Below are 17,681 nucleotides of genomic sequence, written 5' to 3' on the forward strand. Positions count from 1 at the left end.
TTGTTCTTGTTAAAATTTCACGTTAGCACCTAAGTTGATAATGCGCTGCTGCGGGTAAAACTGGCCGCTGCCGCTGGTTCCTTCCGGATCGTAATCCTTCACCTTGGTTATGGTGAATAAGTTGAATCCGCTTGCGTAAACCCTTATTCCGCCCAGCTTAAGTTTCGATAGGAATTGTGACTTGAAATTATACCCTAACTGCACGTTTTTCAACCTGATGAAAGAGGCATCGTTCAACCAGAAGGTGTTATTGTACTGGCCACCGCTAATGGCATTTGATGCCCTGTCAGTCACCCTTGGGTAACTGCCGTTCGGGTTGCTTGCGCTAAACCTGTTATCGGCCCAGCTGCTGTAGAAGTTGCCTATACTGCCCGACTCCGGCAATACGTATTGGCTAACCTGCGCCTGACCGGCGAATAATATCGATATATCGAAGTTTTTGTAGGCAGCGTTTAAAGCTATACCGTATGTAATTTGAGGGATGTTACCGTATTTGGTACGGGTTTGGTCGTCGGCGGTTATTTTTCCGTCTTTGTTGTAGTCTTCATAAATTAAATCGCCAACTTTTGCGCCGGTTACATGCGGATGAGCATCAAGATCTGCCTGCGTGCGGAAAATGCCAATAGCGTTGTACAGCAAATAGGTGTTCATAGGGTGGCCGGTTTGGCGCTGATAATCAAGAGCTCCGCTTGCTTCGTCGATAAATACGACGTTGCTTTTGGCGTAGGTGATGTTGCCGCTAATGCCCCAGGTAAACTTGCTCGAAGTTGTTGAATTGTAGCCCAGGCTTCCTTCAACACCCTCGCTGTTTACCTTACCGATATTCTCGGATGGTACCAACGGATCGGAACCGTAAGGGTTTACGATACCTGATGTACCGGGCAACGAAGCATTACGGGTAGCCAATATGCTCGACCTTTTTTGCTTGAAGTAAATTGCCTCTACGGTAAAGTTGTGCAGGAATGTAGCATTTAAGCCGATATCGAGCTTGCGGGCAGTTTCCCAGGTGATGTTGGGGTTGGCTAATTTTACCAGGTTAACGTTTGGTTGGATGGTGTTTGAGCCGCTGCCCGGTACCGATGCAACGAAGCCGTTGCTCACTAACACATAGTTATCAAAGTATTGGAAACCGTTTACGTTATCATTTCCTAAAGAACCGTAAGAAGCACGCAGCTTAAGGTCGTCAATAAAGGTTACCTTATTTTTAAACCACTCTTCTTTAGAAACCCTCCAACCTACTGATGCTGATGGGAAATAACCCCATTGTTTGCCAGAAGGGAATATTGAACTGCCATCTGCACGTAACTGACCCTCAAACAGGTATTTCTCGTCATAAGCGTAGGCCAATCGGCTAATTACACTTCGGCGATTGTAGTTTGAGCTGTAACCCGAGTTAAGGTAATCAGTTGCCGCGCTACCACCCTGCGAAAGCTCGGGCAATTGCGACGACAAGTAGTTGTATCGTGTAGCATCAAAATAATCCAGGTGGCTTTTGCTTTGCTCATAACCAACAAAGGCATTGATATCATGCGCACCGAATTTGCGCGCAAAGTTCAATTTAATGTTGGAAGTGATCAACTGCTGGTTGTTTTGCGATTCGAAGAGCGTGGCTGCATTATTGTTGCCGCCAACAACTACCTTGTTGTACACATCGCCGCCACCATAGCTGTAAAGTACATATGGTTTACTGAAGCTTTTATCGAAAGCGTTAGATTTATCTACCGAGAAGAAACCATCCAACGATAAGCCTTCTATACCCGGCAAGGCATAGCTACCTTTCAATATACCATTGAAAACCTGGGTTGGGTTACGGTTTGTGCCCGCGATATCAGTTACCTGTACTGCAGGGTTATTATTTTCGATACCGGTTGTTGGCAAGCCATTTGGATAAAATGCTGCTACGATTGGTTTTGCGCGATAAACCGACCGGAAAACATCGCCAGCACCCACTTGCGGAAATAACCTGTCTTCCTGGCGGCCAGAGATAGACAAGCCAACCTTAAGGCGTTTGGTAACATTCGCATCGATATTAGAGCGGAAATTATACTGATGATATTGGGTTACGCCGTTTTTGTACAAACCATCCTGGTAAAGCGTACCTAACGACACGAAGTACTTCACATCATCATTACCGCCAGCTACCGATAGACTATGCTGGTTTTGCAGCGCGTAACTTTTAAGCGTTTGCTTTTCCCAATCGGTGTTAGGGTAGTTAAGCGGATCCGAGCCATCGCTGAATTTCTGTATCTGCTCCGCAGTGTATGACTGGTTTAAGCCGCCTGCAGGGTTAGAATCGTAGTTTATCTCGTTCATGATCTGCGCATAAGTAGCAGCATCGGCCATTTTCGGCAAACGTGTTGGCGAGCTAAAGCCTTGGTTATAGCTGTAGTTGATGGTAGGCTTGCCGGTTTTACCGCGTTTGGTAGTTATCAGGATAACACCGTTTGCCGCCCTGTTACCATAAATGGCCGCAGATGCATCCTTCAGTACCGACATGCTTTCGATATCGTTAGGATCAAGCCTTTCAAGCCCGCCTATTTGCCCGGGCACACCGTCAACAACGATAAGCACGTTGTTGCTGCCGGTTGTTGCCAAACCACGTACTGTGATATTAGAGCCATCGTAACCCGGTTCGCCGCTACGGTTGTTTACTATAACACCGGCAACACGGCCAGCCAAAGCGTTCGAAAGGTTCGGAGCCGGGCTTTTAACCAGTTCTGCACCCTTAACCTGCGAAATAGATCCTGTTAAAGTTGCTTTCTTTTGCGTGCCGTAACCCACTACCACTACCTCGTTGAGCGATTTGGAATCGGCCTCCAACTTAATATTAAAAGTGGTTTGGCCGTTAATGGCTATCTCCTGCTTTATGTAACCAATGTAGGTAAATACCAAAGTGCCCGAGGCATCGGGGATGTTCAAAGTAAACTTCCCGTTGACATCGGTAACTGCGGCGGCTTGGGTGCCTTTTAACGACACCGTTACGCCGGGCAAGGTTTCACCTTTTTCATCAGTTACCACACCGGTAATCTTTACGTCTTGCCGGGCTACACTGTTGATACCGGCATGCGCTCGCGAAGGCATAGCAATGCTGCCTGCACAGGCAATAGCCATACTGGTTGCCAATAAGAAAAGCCGCGGTAATTTTTTCCCGTGCGGAGAATCTTTTACATGTAAATTTAGTTTCATCTGGGTTATTGGTTTTTAATTGGTTTCACCTCCGGCCTGTAGCACACATTTAATCGAAGAAGGGCAGCGACAGAAACTATCGCTTCCGTTTAGTTTTTGCCTATCAATAGATGCCTGTCACAGGAAATCGGTTTAAACCTTGGTTATTGGTAGGCCTAAATTCAGGCTAAAACCCCGAAAACAGTGAGGGGTAAATTCTGATTTACATAGGGGTGATTTAATAAAAAAGCCTCAAATTTGAGGTTTTTGAGGCTTTTTTGGCAGGGGGTAAAATAATATTTTAGTTTTCTTTCAAAACATCGCGATTGATGTTGTAGTTATTATGGAACGGCTTGCGATATTTCTTGATATAATCTGAAGGGTTAATGCCAAAAAGTTTGAAAAACTGCTCCCTGAAATACTTCAGATCGTTAAGCCCTACCTTATACGCGGTTTCGTACACGGTGCTGTCGGTAGTCAACAAAATTTCGGCAGCCTTGCGCAGGCGAATAAAACGAATGAAACTATTTGCCGATTGCCCTGAAATAGATTTGATGCGCTTGTACAGGTTTGAGTGACTCATGCCTGTTTCTGCTGCAAGGGTTTTGATGCTAAAATCGGGATTTGTTAAATGCTTCTCTACTATCTGCAGGCATTTTTCCAGGAATTCTTTATACTCCTGCGAAATCTTGAGATCATTGGTTTTATTTAGCGTTATCTCATTATAGAAGTACTTTTGCAGGTTATTGCGGCTTTTAAGGATTCCGTTTACGCGGGCAACCAACATCTCTCTTTCGAAAGGTTTGCTAATGTAATCGTCGGCGCCGCCTTCTATGCCCTTCAATTTTATTTCGGGCGACGAACTGGCTGTAAGCAATATTACCGGTATGTGGTTTAAAACGGGGTCTTCTTTTATCCTGCTGCAAAGCTCTATCCCGCTCAGGCCCTGCATCATCACATCACTTATCACAATATCCGGCACCAGGTGATAAACCAGCTCCAACCCGTCGGTGCCATTATCGGCTTCAAATACTTCGAATTTGCCTGTAAAAATCTGTTTGAGGTAAGTTCGTATCTGCTGGTTATCGTCAATAAGCAACATGGTCTTAGTGTCGGAGCTTAAAGCTTCTGATTTCATATGTGGCGCGGCAATCTCAGTCTCCGCCATAAGCATGCCTTCATCGCTATCAATCAGTTCATCTAAAAAGGCCGACGTTTCCTGCACGTCTTCAAAAATAAATTGCTGTCCCAAATGTTCTTTGCCCTTTAGCAATGCAACATTAAACACCGTGCCCTTATCCGCTTCGCTTTGATAAGTGATACTGCCTTTATGGTTTTCGATAAAAGCCTTCACCAAATAAAGCCCAATACCGAAACCGCCCGCCGTGATGCCGGCATTCTGTAACTGGTAAAACTTGCCGAACAAATCTTCGCCGGTGCCTTCGGCTATGCCGCAGCCACTATCTTTAATGGCTATATCAACTTTGTCGCCGCTATCGGTTATAGTGCAACTTACGAAACCCTGCTCTGGCGTAAACTTCAAAGCGTTTGAAATGAGGTTGAACAAAGCAATCTCCAGCTTTTCCCTATCCGCATAAATTTCAATGATTTCGGCCTCGCATATGAAATCGAATTGAATAAACCGCGTACGCGCCTGGTGGTTAAAGCATAGGAACACTTCGCGGCAAAGCGTAACCAGGTTTAGCTTTACCACCTTTAGCTTATCGGTATCACTTTCGGCTTTGCGGAACAGCAGCAGCTGATCTACCAGGCTAAGCAATCGGCGCGCGTTACGGTAAATGATATGCAGGTTGCCCACATCATTGCCATGCTCAATTTTGCCGAAGAGCATATCCTTTACCGGGTTGATGATAAGCGTTAACGGGGTGCGGAACTCGTGCGATATATTGGTAAAAAACGAAAGCTTGCGCTCGTTCAGTTCTTTATCTTTTTCGGCCGATAGCTGCGCTATCTTAATTTCGTATTTAAGCCTGGATTGGTTTATGCGGTACAGGCGGTAGTAGTTGATGAGCAAGCCTGCTGCAAGTATGTAACAAAAGTAGGCCCACCAGGTTTTGTACCATGGCGGCAGTACTCTTATTTGCAATGTGGCGTAATTGTTAAACCAAACTCCATCCTGGTTAGATGCCTTCACCCTAAATACATAAGTACCTGGCGATAGATAACGGTAAGTTGCCGACCGCTGCGTACCTACGTAGTTCCAGGCTTTGTCCAGCCCGTCCATTTTATAGGCGAAGTTGCCCTTTTGCGGGTAGGCGTAGTTAAGGGCTGTGTACTGTATAGAAAATACGGGCTGGTCCGGCTGTAAAACGAGTTCTTTTGTTTCGTTCAAAACATTGGGCAAAACGGCACCATTTTTATCGTGGCCGTCAACATTAACCTGTTTATCAAAAATTTGCAAACCTGTTATCACCACGCCGGGCCGGTAATTACTTTTATATACCTGTGAGGGATAAAAGATGTTGAGGCCCTGCGTACCGCCGAAGTACATGGCTTTGCGCTTATCGTTATACATTGCCGAACCTACGTTGAACTGGCCGGCCTGCACGCCGTCGGACTGGTCGTAATTTGCTATTTTCCCGCTCAGGGGGTCTATGCTCGATAGGCCCTTGTTGGTGCTTAACCATAAAATGCCGTTGGCGGCTTGCTTTATAGCGTAGACCGTATTATTGGCCAGCCCGGTGCTTTCGTCATATACCCTAACGGTTTTGTCTTTCAAATTATAGGCTAAAAGCCCATCCCCTTCTGTGCCTATCCAAAGCTTTTGTTGCTTATCCTCAAACAGCGAAAACACTACTGCGCTTGGCAGATTGCGCTTTTCGTCGGCCGTGTTCAGCTCCTTGTAAAATTTATTTTTCTTGAGGTCGAAGTAGTCGAGTCCGCCGCCAAACGTACCTATCCATAGGTTGCCCTTGGTATCTTCGGCAATAGCACGTATATCGTTAGAGCTTATGGCGCTATTTGCCGGTGTGTAATTGGTAAATGAGCGGGTCTTAGCATTATAAAGGCTTAAGCCTCCACCATTGGAGCCTATCCAAATCTGCTTGTGCGAATCCTGGAAAATGACACGCACATCGTTGCCACCCAGGCTGTTTGAATCACCCTGAGTATGCGCAAAATTGGTAAAATTGTCAGTTGCCTTGTTATACAAGAACAGGCCTTTTGCGTAAGTACCGAACCACGAATTATTATCGCTATCGGTAAAGCCGCTTAAGATGGCATTATCGGTTAAACTACCCGGCCGGCCATCTGCCTTATATTGTTTTATCAGCGTGCCATCGGGGTCGGTTTTCAACAGGCCATCGCCATCTGTACCCAGCCAAAGCAGGCCTGCATGGTCTTGGCTCATGCCGTAAAACCGCACCATGCTTTCGCCCTGCGCGTCGACATGCTTGCGTTGCACGCGAGTAAACTTCTCGGTTTTATTGCCAAGCATGTATATCCCGTTGCCGTAGGTGCCCACCCAGGTGTTATTGTCGCGATCTATAAACAACGTTTGTATCGATCGTTGGGTAATATTAAAGCCATCCTCACCCGTTACCGGCTCCAGCGAAAACGAGTCGACATTGTAATTGGCAGATTTGCCCAGATCGAGTTTGTAAAGCCCGCCATCCTGTAGGCCAACAAGTAGTTTTTTATCGCTCCCCTCGTTTAACGACAAGTAGCGTTTATTTCTGGTACCCAATTGCGCACTGGTTAAGTAGAAAAATTTGTGCTGGCTTCGGTTGTAATAAAACATGCCGCTAACCGTGGCAATCCATACGTTGTGGAAATGGTCTTCAAAAATATCGTTGATACGGCCAGAGGGTGCATTGGCGCCCAAATCGACCCGCCTACCTATAATCCCGTTTTTTTGCTCAAATAAGTTTAAGCCAGCCTCCTGGGTGCCAACCCATAATAATCCCTGCGAATCTTCGGAGAGGCAAATCACCCTGTCATCGCCCAATTGCGGGAATGTTTTTTGCCTGTAATTTATAAACCTGGATTTTTTCGCGTCGAAATACGAGAAGCCAATTCCGTAGGTAGATACCCAAAGGTTATCACCCCGGGCGGGCACAATGTTATTTACGTCCTCTTTAGCAGTACGCCCCTGGTTTACTTTATAATGCGTAAATTCCTCGGTGCGGGTATCCAAGCGGCTCAGGCCATCGCGCGAGCCAACCCATATAAAGCCTGCTTTATCGGTATAAACCTTTTCTACGTAGTTGCTCAAAAGCCCAAGCGAATTGCGTTGTTTCGATTTGAACACCTTGAAAGAACTGCCATCGAAACGGTTGAGCCCATCGCTGGTGGCAATCCATATGAAGCCCCGCGCATCCTGCGTAATACTGTTCGCGATTTCGAACGAAAGGCCATCCTTTAAGGAATATTTCAAAACCTTATTATTGACCGGCGTTTGCGCACGTAAGCTTAAAACGAAGAACGGCAACATGCCGGAAAGGCAAAACATAGTTATGAATTGCTTTGCAAAACCCTTTCTTAAAAATCCAACCATGCTGAATCTGATAATTTATATGATGCGCCCGAGGCAGATATATCGGGCTGATAATTGGTTTACTAAAACGCCAGCGTACTTAATTTCCTTTACGATGCAACTGGCTTCCCGACAAGAATATCATTCTACCGGGGTTATTAAAACGGCAAATTACAATTTTATTTTTTACACAACACTTAACGATAAAACATTTTGCCCTCCGTTTTATCGAAGCGAATGCTACCAAGGTGTATGGCCTCTATTTAATCTCTTGTTTTACAACACGATTAAACTTATAAAGCACCCATCGGCCTATTTCTTCACCCTGCAATTTGCCGTTGGTAATACCATCTGCAAAGTGGATGCCGCCAAGTAACCGCGAATAGCCGGCCTCATCGGCCGCTTGCGAAAATGAGCCGAACTGACGTGGCTTTATACCAAAAGCAAGCTCCACATCGTCGGTGTAATGAAAATTTGGCCCGAAATAAGATTCAAGGATAACCGCTGAGGTAGACGAAATGCAGGAGTGCCCACTAAGATACTCAGGGAACGGTGGCGTTTGCAGGAAAGATTTCCACCTGGGATTTAAATACTGATGGATGGCCGTTTCGGGTCGGATACGATTGGTTTGATATTTTTGGTACCAGCAGCTTATAAAGCTATCCATCAGCCCTATGGCTACCATGGTGTGTATGGTTATAGCTTTATCGAACCCAATGTTTGCCTGCTTGCAGGCTATGCCGGTTATCAGCATCCAATGTGCGCCCGGCGAAATTTTCTTTAAACCAATGAGCATGTGGCCATTATCCTGCACGGCAAAGGGATTGCAATCCCAAAAACCGGCTATGACACGCTGCCCGGCGGTTAAGGAGTCTGCATCATATTGTTGGCACTCCATCATCAACTTGTAAAACCCCGACTTCTTATCCGTAGAGAAAGGCACAGGTGGCGCCGGATTAAACTGGTTGCAGGCCTGTAGCGTAAAAGGCCTTACGGTAGCAAAGTAAGGTTCCACCGCACCCATATAGGCAGGCGGCGTTGGGTACCATGCACCGGCGGTATCTTTGGGTACATAGCGCTTAAAGTTACTAATGCGGTTGTAGTTATCTTTAACGGCGTAGCCGATAATTTGTGCGCTAACCTGTTGCGCATATTTTAAAGAACTGTCTATTTTATCCTGCGCAAAACCTATTTGCAGGCACGAATCGATAAGCCGCTGCTCGAATACTTTTATGGCTGCGCCCGATGGCTGCATTTTAGCAGCTGTTTTGGTGATGGCAAACAAGGCAGCGAGTTGGGCATCGTAATTGGTAACCAATGGCTTTTTAACCGGCGGATAGCCATTTAGTGCGGCGGAAAGTTTCTCAATCGAATTATCGTTTTGCGATAGCACCTCATAGCCTGACATACAGGAATAAGCAAAAAAGCGTGCCGCCAAAGGCGGGTTGGTTACATCGTGCACCATTTGCGCGCTCATGGCTTTTATCACTTTAGTGATATCCGCTGCGTGTAAAGCGGGCTTGCCTGTACGTTTCGGTGCGCAGTTCATAACCAGACACATGAGCAGGATGCACGTAAAAACAGAGCAGTACTTTTTCATTTGCCTGTTGGTTTATAGGCCTGCATAGCCGACTGGTTTATCGCAAACAGCAGTTGGTCCGCAACCTGTAGCACGCTGCGTACGTCGCCGGTGATGTTGAAACCCGATTGCGCCTGGTTTACTGTTTTAAAGCTACCATTTGCCAGCCCTTTTAACACCAAGCCATAATTTGCATCGTACTTACCAAAGCGGAGCCTGGCTTTGTTCATATTACCACATAGGAGCAAATCCGCAATACCGTCATGGTCGTAGTCAAACGGTGTTATGGTAAATATGGGCGAAAACTGAGCTTCGGCGGGTAAAGCTTGTGGATGCAGCTTGCCGGTTTTATCACTTAAAAAGTAAGTTGTGGCTAAGGTATTAGCGCTGAGGTGCCCTGCTCCTTGCAGTTGCTCTGCCGTAAAAATATCCTGCAGGGTAGCATCCGCGTAGCTTTTGTAATCAGTGTATTTGCCGCGCATAATACTTATCTGGTCAAGCAACTCGTCGCGGGTGAGGTACGGGTACGATTGATGCTGAATATAAAAGCAGAGGATAGGGTCGATAGCGCCGTTTTTGTCAAAGTCTTTAAAAAATAACTCGGCGGGTTCTCTATCGCTCGCCTTGCATTGCGAATTGATACCCTGGTTACCTAATATTAAATCGGGGTGCCCGTCTTTATTAAAATCGCCTACGGTAATGCAGTTCCACCAGCCGCTGTATTGTTTGGGCAGGTAATCGGCCGTTTTGTCTATAAATTTACCGTTTGCATTGACGAAGATCGTAACCGGCATCCATTCGCCCACTACAACCAGGTCGGGGCGTTTATCGCCATTCATATCTACCCAGGCGGCATCGGTAACCATGCCCATTTTGCTCAGTAGCGGCAAATATCGTTGGGTGGCATCTGTGAAATGCCCCTTCCCATCGTTCAGCAAAAGGTAGCTATTGGGCGTTTCGGGGTAACGGTCAGGGATAACGCGCCCACCTATAAAAAGATCCGGTGCGCCGTCGCCATTAAAATCCGCCGCTTTAACACAGCTTTTGCTGGTATAAAGGGCCGGGATGGCGTTAGTAGCTCTTACGAAGTTGCCTTTCTTGTCATTAAGGTAAAGTTCGTCGCCTAAAGTTTTGTCGTCGGGCTGCAAATCATCATAACCGCCTGATACGCAATAAATATCGGGGTAGCCATCGCCGTTGGCATCAAAAAACGCTGGGATTACCTCCGTTTTCAGGCTGCTTTGCGCAAATGCGGCTTGTTCCTTTTTTATAAAACTGCCATCGGGTTTTTGCATATATAGTGCCGATGCCTGCCCCTTGCCCCCACCAATAAAAACATCCTCCCGGCCATCCTTATCTACATCGGCCTTCACTATATGCGGCCCCGAAAAGGAAATAGGGTTCACCAACAGCGGTTGCCGCTTAAAATCGTTTGTTTGGCTAATGGGCTGACTGTAATTGATTGGCGATTCTACCTTAGTAAACAGCTTATTTACGGCTGATGGATGGCCGGTTTTATCGCCCGCCTCTTGTTCTGAAAGCGTAATCTGTTTATTTACCGCCTGCTGGGCAATTACCTGCGTTTTGCCCGATTGCCACGTTACCCTTACAGAATCGACAGTTTTGATTTTCCCAAGACCGAAATGCAGCACCGGCGTTACCGACGATTGATAGCCCCGGGCAGGCATCTGCTGCAAGGTTTGCTGTTTACCACCGGCGTATAGCGTAATAAGCGCGCCAATGCCGTCGGTGTTTTTGCCGGCACCTTTAAGTTTAATATCGAGGTAATGATGGTTAGCCTCGGCAGCAGCATTATTTTCCAATATCGAAGCAGGTTCGTTAACGTTATTGGTAACCAGGTCCAGATCGCCGTCGTTATCCAGGTCTACGTACACGCTACCGTTACTGTTAGATGCTTCGGTTATCCCCCACTCGGCAGATACGTCGGTAAACGACAAGCCATCCTTATTTCTGAACAGGTAGTTTTTTACGTGCGACGAGGGCATTTCTTTCACCAGGTTAAGCAGGTCTTGCCGCATTACCGACCGATCCTTTAAGTTATCCCCCATGTACTTCAGGAAATCCATATTGGTGTAATCGCGCAGGAAACCGTTGGTTACGAAGAGGTCCTTAAAGCCGTCGTTATCATAATCGGCAAACAATGGCGACCAGCTCCAGTCGGTATTAGAGATACCTGCAAACTGGCCAACTTCACTGAATGTGCCGTTGCCATTATTGATATGCAGCATATTGCGCATATATTGGTAGTAGAACCCCGCCTTTACGTTCATGTTGAAGAACTCGTAATTATCGGTTCCCATCAGCAGTTTTTGGCGGCGGTTATCCTCGGGAAGCATGTCCAGTGTAAAAATATCAGGGTGGCCATCGTTGTTGATATCGGCTACATCGTTACCCATCGAGAAAAATGAAGTATGCCCCAGCATTTGGCTCAACTTGTTGGTAAAGGTGCCATTGCCATTGTTTATGTACAGCTTATCAGGAATGCTGTAGTCATTATCCAGGTAAATATCAGGCCAACCGTCGCCGTTTATATCGGCAATACCGGCTGCCAGGCCGTAGGAGATGGTGCCGTTTTCTATACCTGCATCGCCGGTTACATCTTTAAATTTGCCATCGTCGTTACGTAGCAGGCGGGTGCCGCGCTCAGCATCTTTGGTTTTTACCAGTTCTTTAAGAGCGAAGACATCCATGTTGTTAAGCCTTTCGGGACTGTGGTTTACCAGCAACAGGTCAAGGTCGCCATCTCGGTCGTAATCGAAAAAGTATCCCTGGGTACTGTATGATGGGAAATCGAGGCCGTATTCAGCTGTAGCATCTTTAAATACCGGGATACCTGCAGCATCGTTCCCCTGGTTAATGAGCAATTGGTTGATGCGCTTTTCTGGCCGCAGCTTGCCCGAATAGCAAAGGTACAGGTCGGGCCTGCCATCGCCGTTTACATCAGCAACCGTCGCGCTTGTTTTCCATGGCCCGGGGCGGCCGGCTGCACCTGCTTGCTGAGTTACATCCGCAAAAACCATGTGACCTTTGTTGAGGTATAGTTTATTATCAACCATGTTGCCGGTGAAGTAAAGATCCTGCAGGCCATCGCCATTGAAATCGCCAACGGCTGCTCCCCCGCCATTATAAAAATACTCGTACACCAGCACATTGGTATTAAGGCCCTCGGTAAGCTGGTTTATAAAGTTTACGTGCGTTTGCGCAGAATCGAGGGTTTTGAATAGCGGTGCCCGCGACACAGACCCGCTATCTGTACCGCTGTTGCAAGCTACCAAACAAAGTAGCATTGCCAGCGGAGCAATATAATTAAGCCCTAAGGGCAGCACAGGAAATAGCGAAGGCTTTGGCTTCATATAAAATCAGGAAAAACGGCTACGCCACAGAGGCGTTTTACAATTGGTTTAAGCAGCCAAATTACCTTTTTTAATACAGATGGCATAGGGGGTATTTCGTTACAATACGGGGGGATAATTAAGAAAACGGATGCTGCATCTACTTTTCTTGTCGCTCCGGATCGGTGTGAGTGTTTCGGTTTTGCGCGTGACACAGCCGAAACACCCATATTTTGATAATCATTTAATTATCAATTATTTATACAGATATCGTAAATAACCCTGAAACAACCTGTTTGTTTAAGTAAATTATATATTTAGTTGATTATTAATTATATAAATAAAAATTGAAAATTCGAGTGAAACACTTTTTAAACCGAAAATGAAACACTTTTGAAACACCCGCACGTCTCGTACCGAAAGGCGTTTACCCTTTTATGACTAGTCCCGCGGCAGGCACCGCTGATAATTTTTATTTAGCTACGGCATTCTGTTTTTTGATTGCTACTTTTGGTTGAAGCAACGCTAGTATCCATTTATATGAAAATTGCCCTTTTCCCCGGTTCATTCGACCCTATTACCAAGGCCCACGTAGATATCGTAAAACGGAGTGTTGACTTATTTGATAAGCTGTATATCGGCATTGGGGTAAACAGCTCCAAGCAGGGTCTGCTTAGCGTAGCCCAGCGCGAGGATATGATACGCGCCGTTTTCGCACACGATGAGCGCATCCATATCGTGGCCTACGAGGGCCTTACGGTAAACTTCTGCAAAAGCATCGGGGCTGATTATATGATACGCGGCATACGTACCGTGAGCGATTTTGAATACGAAAAAGCAATAGCACAGATGAACCACGCGCTGGAGCCGGAAATAGAGAGTATCTTCATCGTGAGCAAGCCGGGGTACTCGTCTATCAGTTCCAGTATCGTACGCGAGATTATCCGTTACAATGGCGATGTGGCCCAATTTATCCCCAAAGAAGCGATGGCTTTCCTTTAATTTTCGGAGGAAATCTTCAAATTTCGGAGGTTTCTTTAATAAAAAAAACGTTTAATACATCAATCGCGTTTGGGGCTTAGGCCAGTATATCGCGCTCTTCCAATAAACCGGCTGTCTCCAAAACGTCCATAATAGATGGAAAGGTATTGCTTACAATGGCGGCCACTTGCTCGCGATTAAAAAAGCGCACGGCAGTTATTCCCTCTTCGGTTTGCGGCACCAGCTTTGCCTTGCCCTTATGCCTCATCATGTACCAGTGCGTTTTTTTCAGGGTAATTACCCCTTTCCAGATATACATATGATAAGTTTTGCATATCTTATCTTCCAACTTGGCTACCTTTATGCCACACTCCTCTTCAACTTCGCGCACGGCCGCTACTTTGGTCTTCTCGCCTTTTTCTATCTTCCCCTTGGGCAGGTCCCATTTCTCGTTGCGGTAAATAAACAGGTGATTGCCGTCTTCGTGCTGCACCAGACCGCCTGCCGCCTCTACCAACTTAACAGTTTTGGTGATTTTTTTGAGGAAAGCCTTCGGGTCGTCGCATAGCACGTAAAAAAAGTTGCCCGGTTGCACAACCACCCAGGTATAAATTAATTGCAGATCAAAATGCTCAGCATCAATCTTTTGGTATTTTTCTATTTGCTCAGGCTGTGTTGTGCTGAGCAAAATCGCTTTTTCGTTGATATAAATTCTGTATTTTTGAGCCATGTTTACCAATAATGAGACTGAACAGCAGGTTGCCGAGTTCCTGCTGCAAATTAAAGCAATAAAATTACAACCTAATAATCCTTTTACCTGGGCTTCGGGCTGGAAATCGCCTATTTATTGCGATAACCGCATTACCTTGTCGTTTCCTACCATCCGCACCTATATCCGGCAACAGCTATCATCGGCCATACAAGAGAAATTTGGTGCTGTTGGCTGCATTGCAGGCGTAGCAACAGCTGGCATACCGCAGGGCGCGTTGGTTGCGCAGGAACTGGGGCTACCCTTCATCTACGTACGCGCTAAAGCCAAGGAACATGGCACCGGTAGCCTAATAGAGGGCGAAATTTCTACAGATAAACGCGTAGTGGTGATAGAAGACCTGATATCTACCGGCAAAAGCAGCCTGCAGGCTGTAGCGGCACTGCGCGATGCAGGCTACAATGTAGCAGGCCTGGCTGCTATTTTCAGCTACGGTTTCGATGTGGCCGAAGAAAACTTCAAAGCTGCAAAATGCCCTTATGTAACTTTATCTAATTACACCGCCCTTTTGAAATATGCTGAGGAAAAACAATACATCTCGGCAGGCGACATAGAAGTACTAAAGCAGTGGCGCGAGCAGCCATCAACCTGGGGCCAATAATTATAAAACAATGAGTGTATTTGAAAGTAAAGTGTTGGTTAATAAACCGATAAAGGATGTTTATGATTTCCTTGCCGATATGAATAACCACGGGCAACTGATGCCCGAAAATGTCATAGGCTGGCAAGCAGATAAAGATGTAGCAAGCTTTGAGATACAGAATATAACCAAACTGAGCCTGAAGATAGATAACCGCATTACCAACCGCGAGATAAGGATAGTACCGGCGGAGAAACCACCCTTCGAAATGGAATTGAAATGGGTACTCGCCGACCTCGGCAACCAAACCGAAGCGGTATTTACCATAGATGCCAATCTTAATATGCTAATGAAAATGATGGCATCGGGCCCATTACAAAAGCTTACAGAAAACGAAACCCAAAGACTAGCTGTTATTTTTAGCTAATCTTTGGGCTTGCTTGGGGGCACAAAGTGTATAATATATGCTATTAATATACTTCTCGTTCTTCGGTGTTGCGAAGCGCCATTACTATGTTAACGGCAACTAAACAGATGATTACTGATCCCATAACTATTCAACTATAAAAGGTTAATTTTCAAATTCTTACTTACACACAAGTCAAAGGATGTTCCAAAAGGTACAATAGATGTTAGTTGGTAAAAAAAAGTTATAAAATTGGTTAATAATTGGTTAAACTTTCGTTAAGTCTTTTCAAAAATACATGTTTATAACGTATTGTCAAGTGGTTTAGTTTCTTTTGTGTAACATAATCTACGGCTAATTTTCGCTTTTTGGGGAATTATTATCCATTGTGTAGAATTGACAATTTCTTAGCAAGAAATACCCCAAATTGATGCGAACTACTCATGCTTCTGCCTTAATTTTTACGGAAATAATAAATGTATATGTAACAGTTCATTTTATTCCTTCATCTTGGCAATTCCCACCAGTTATTCATGCTAAAAAATTAAGTATTTAACCGTATTTTTGCGGAAATTATAAGTGCAATGATTACGGTATCTAATCTATCCTTACGCTACGGAAAGCGTACCTTGTTCGAAGACGTAAACCTGAAGTTTACGCAAGGCAATTGCTACGGCATTATCGGCGCAAACGGCGCAGGCAAGTCTACCTTCCTTAAAATATTATCTAAAGAGATCGACCCTAGCAGTGGATCGGTAAGCTTTACGCCCGGCGAGCGCATGGCCGTGCTAAGCCAAAACCACTATGCCTTTGATGAGTTCACCGTACTGGAGACCGTGATGATGGGCCATAAGGAGATGTACGCCATAATGAAGGAAAAGGATGCCATTTACCTTAAAGAAGATTTTACTGATGCTGATGGCGAACGCGCAGGCGAACTGGAAAACCTTTTTGCCGAAATGGACGGCTGGAACGCCGAGAGCAATGCAGCTACCCTATTGAGCAACCTGGGCATTAAAGAGCAATTCCACTATCAGCTGGTAAAAGATTTGGATAACACCCAAAAGGTACGCGTGCTTTTAGCGCAAGCCCTGTTTGGTAAACCCGATATTTTGTTGCTGGATGAGCCTACCAACGATTTGGACATACACACTGTTACCTGGCTGGAAGATTTCCTGGCATCTTACGAAGCTATTGTTTTGGTGGTATCGCACGACAGGCACTTCCTGGACACCGTTTGTACCCACGTGGTAGATATCGACTTCTCTAAGATGACCATCTACACTGGTAACTACACCTTCTGGTACGAAAGTAGCCAGCTGGCACTGAAACAACGCAGCGACCAGAACAAGAAAACCGAAGATCGGGTGAAAGAGCTACAGGAGTTTATCCGTCGCTTTAGTGCCAACGCCTCCAAATCCAAACAGGCTACCAGCCGTAAAAAGGCCCTGGATAAAATTAACCTCGACGAGATACAACCATCAAACCGCAAATACCCGGGAATTATATTCAACAACCTGGGCCGCGAAGCAGGCGACCAGATACTGCAGGTAGAGAAACTGAGCAAGAGCCTGAACGGCGATTTGTTGTTCTCGGATATAAATCTGCTGGTGAACAAAGGCGACAAGATTGCTATATTATCCAACAACAGCTTAGCCACTACGGCGTTATATGACATCCTCACCGGCCGCGATAAGGATTACAAAGGCAGCTTTAAATGGGGCGTTACCATTAACCCTGCAGATATTCCTATCGATAATTCCGAGTATTTTAAAGGCAAGGATCTAAACCTGATCGACTGGTTGCGCGAATATTCTCCAGGCGAAAAAGACGATCAATTCATCCGCGGCTTTTTGGGCCGAATGCTTTTCAGCGGCGAAGAGGTATTAAAGAAAAGCAACGTATTATCGGGTGGCGAAAAGATGCGCTGCATGTTTAGCCGTATGATGCTGCAGCAAGCCAACCTGCTAATGTTCGATGAGCCAACCAACCACCTCGATCTGGAATCCATTACGGCGCTTAATAATGGCATGAAAGACTTCCGCGGAACCATCCTGTTCACCTCGCGGGATCATGAACTGGTAGAAACCGTGGCCAACCGCATCATTGAGATTACCCCCGGCGGCATCATAGATAAACTGATGACCTACGACGAATACATCAACAGCGATGTGGTACAAAAACAACGCGAAGAAATGTACGCGTAAAGCATAAGTCCGGGCTCCCCTGCCTACAACACAAAGCCTTTCAGCATGAGCCGGAAGGCTTTTTTTATGCTTTTGAGTAAAGTTGACAGTACTAACATCTAAATATGCAGAAACTCTTTTAAAATAAGTTACCCCGTATCCATCCC

At 45.8% G+C, this 17,681-nt stretch carries 9 protein-coding genes; 4 read left to right on the plus strand and 5 right to left on the minus strand.

Annotated features, from left to right (window positions below; genetic code table 11):
- Positions 1-9 precede the first annotated feature (9 nt).
- From E2R66_RS18305 to E2R66_RS18320, 4 genes are all read right to left on the minus strand, one after another.
- Positions 10-3,186: a SusC/RagA family TonB-linked outer membrane protein gene (locus tag E2R66_RS18305; protein ID WP_204985950.1), complete on the minus strand. Its 3,177-nt coding sequence runs from the start codon at positions 3,184-3,186 to the stop codon at positions 10-12.
- Positions 3,187-3,466: 280 nt separating this feature from the next.
- Positions 3,467-7,636 carry a hybrid sensor histidine kinase/response regulator transcription factor gene (locus E2R66_RS18310; protein ID WP_204985951.1) on the minus strand — a complete coding sequence of 1,390 codons (4,170 nt, stop codon included), beginning with the start codon at positions 7,634-7,636 and terminating at the stop codon, positions 3,467-3,469.
- 283 nt (positions 7,637-7,919) lie between these two features.
- Positions 7,920-9,260 (minus strand): vanadium-dependent haloperoxidase, encoded by a 1,341-nt coding sequence (locus E2R66_RS18315; RefSeq protein ID WP_133233235.1) that lies wholly within the window; start codon positions 9,258-9,260, stop codon positions 7,920-7,922.
- Entirely contained in the window at positions 9,257-12,613 is a 3,357-nt protein-coding gene (locus tag E2R66_RS18320; RefSeq protein WP_204985952.1) for a VCBS repeat-containing protein, read from the minus strand. Before E2R66_RS18320 ends, E2R66_RS18315 begins: the two co-directional genes overlap by 4 nt.
- Positions 12,614-13,132: 519 nt before the next feature.
- Between E2R66_RS18320 and coaD the strand changes: the two genes are divergently transcribed.
- Entirely contained in the window at positions 13,133-13,594 is a 462-nt protein-coding gene (coaD, locus tag E2R66_RS18325; RefSeq protein WP_133233237.1) for a pantetheine-phosphate adenylyltransferase, read from the plus strand.
- A gap of 76 nt (positions 13,595-13,670) precedes the next feature.
- On the opposite strand, the gene E2R66_RS18330 is transcribed toward coaD, so the two are convergent.
- Positions 13,671-14,303, minus strand: coding sequence for an NUDIX hydrolase (locus tag E2R66_RS18330; RefSeq protein WP_133233239.1), 633 nt, complete (start codon positions 14,301-14,303; stop codon positions 13,671-13,673).
- Here E2R66_RS18330 and pyrE point away from each other — a divergent pair.
- From pyrE to E2R66_RS18345, 3 genes are all read left to right on the plus strand, one after another.
- The gene (gene pyrE / locus E2R66_RS18335) at positions 14,302-14,943 is read left to right on the plus strand and encodes an orotate phosphoribosyltransferase (RefSeq protein ID WP_133233241.1); all 642 of its coding nucleotides are present in this window, start codon (positions 14,302-14,304) and stop codon (positions 14,941-14,943) included. The two genes, E2R66_RS18330 and pyrE, sit on opposite strands and share 2 nt — an antisense overlap.
- Before the next feature lie 10 nt (positions 14,944-14,953).
- On the plus strand, positions 14,954-15,349 hold the full coding sequence (locus tag E2R66_RS18340) for an SRPBCC family protein (protein WP_133233243.1): 396 nt from the start codon (positions 14,954-14,956) through the stop codon (positions 15,347-15,349).
- A 563-nt stretch (positions 15,350-15,912) separates the two neighbouring features.
- Positions 15,913-17,535, plus strand: a complete 1,623-nt coding sequence (locus E2R66_RS18345) for an ABC-F family ATP-binding cassette domain-containing protein (RefSeq protein ID WP_133233245.1) — start codon at positions 15,913-15,915, stop codon at positions 17,533-17,535.
- Positions 17,536-17,681: the final 146 nt, after the last annotated feature.

Origin of the sequence: Mucilaginibacter psychrotolerans (assembly GCF_004519315.1) — a bacterium.
Taxonomy (GTDB): Bacteria; Bacteroidota; Bacteroidia; order Sphingobacteriales; family Sphingobacteriaceae; genus Mucilaginibacter; species Mucilaginibacter psychrotolerans.

Bases quoted from the DNA above. Each gene is read 5' to 3' on its own strand.
- E2R66_RS18305 (WP_204985950.1), bottom strand. From the start codon at position 3,186: ATGAAACTAAATTTACATGTAAAAGATTCTCCGCACGGGAAAAAATTA.
- E2R66_RS18310 (WP_204985951.1), bottom strand. From the start codon at position 7,636: ATGTTTTGCCTTTCCGGCATGTTGCCGTTCTTCGTTTTAAGCTTACGT.
- E2R66_RS18315 (WP_133233235.1), bottom strand. From the start codon at position 9,260: ATGAAAAAGTACTGCTCTGTTTTTACGTGCATCCTGCTCATGTGTCTG.
- E2R66_RS18320 (WP_204985952.1), bottom strand. From the start codon at position 12,613: ATGAAGCCAAAGCCTTCGCTATTTCCTGTGCTGCCCTTAGGGCTTAAT.
- coaD (WP_133233237.1), top strand. From the start codon at position 13,133: ATGAAAATTGCCCTTTTCCCCGGTTCATTCGACCCTATTACCAAGGCC.
- pyrE (WP_133233241.1), top strand. From the start codon at position 14,302: ATGTTTACCAATAATGAGACTGAACAGCAGGTTGCCGAGTTCCTGCTG.
- E2R66_RS18330 (WP_133233239.1), bottom strand. From the start codon at position 14,303: ATGGCTCAAAAATACAGAATTTATATCAACGAAAAAGCGATTTTGCTC.
- E2R66_RS18340 (WP_133233243.1), top strand. From the start codon at position 14,954: ATGAGTGTATTTGAAAGTAAAGTGTTGGTTAATAAACCGATAAAGGAT.
- E2R66_RS18345 (WP_133233245.1), top strand. From the start codon at position 15,913: ATGATTACGGTATCTAATCTATCCTTACGCTACGGAAAGCGTACCTTG.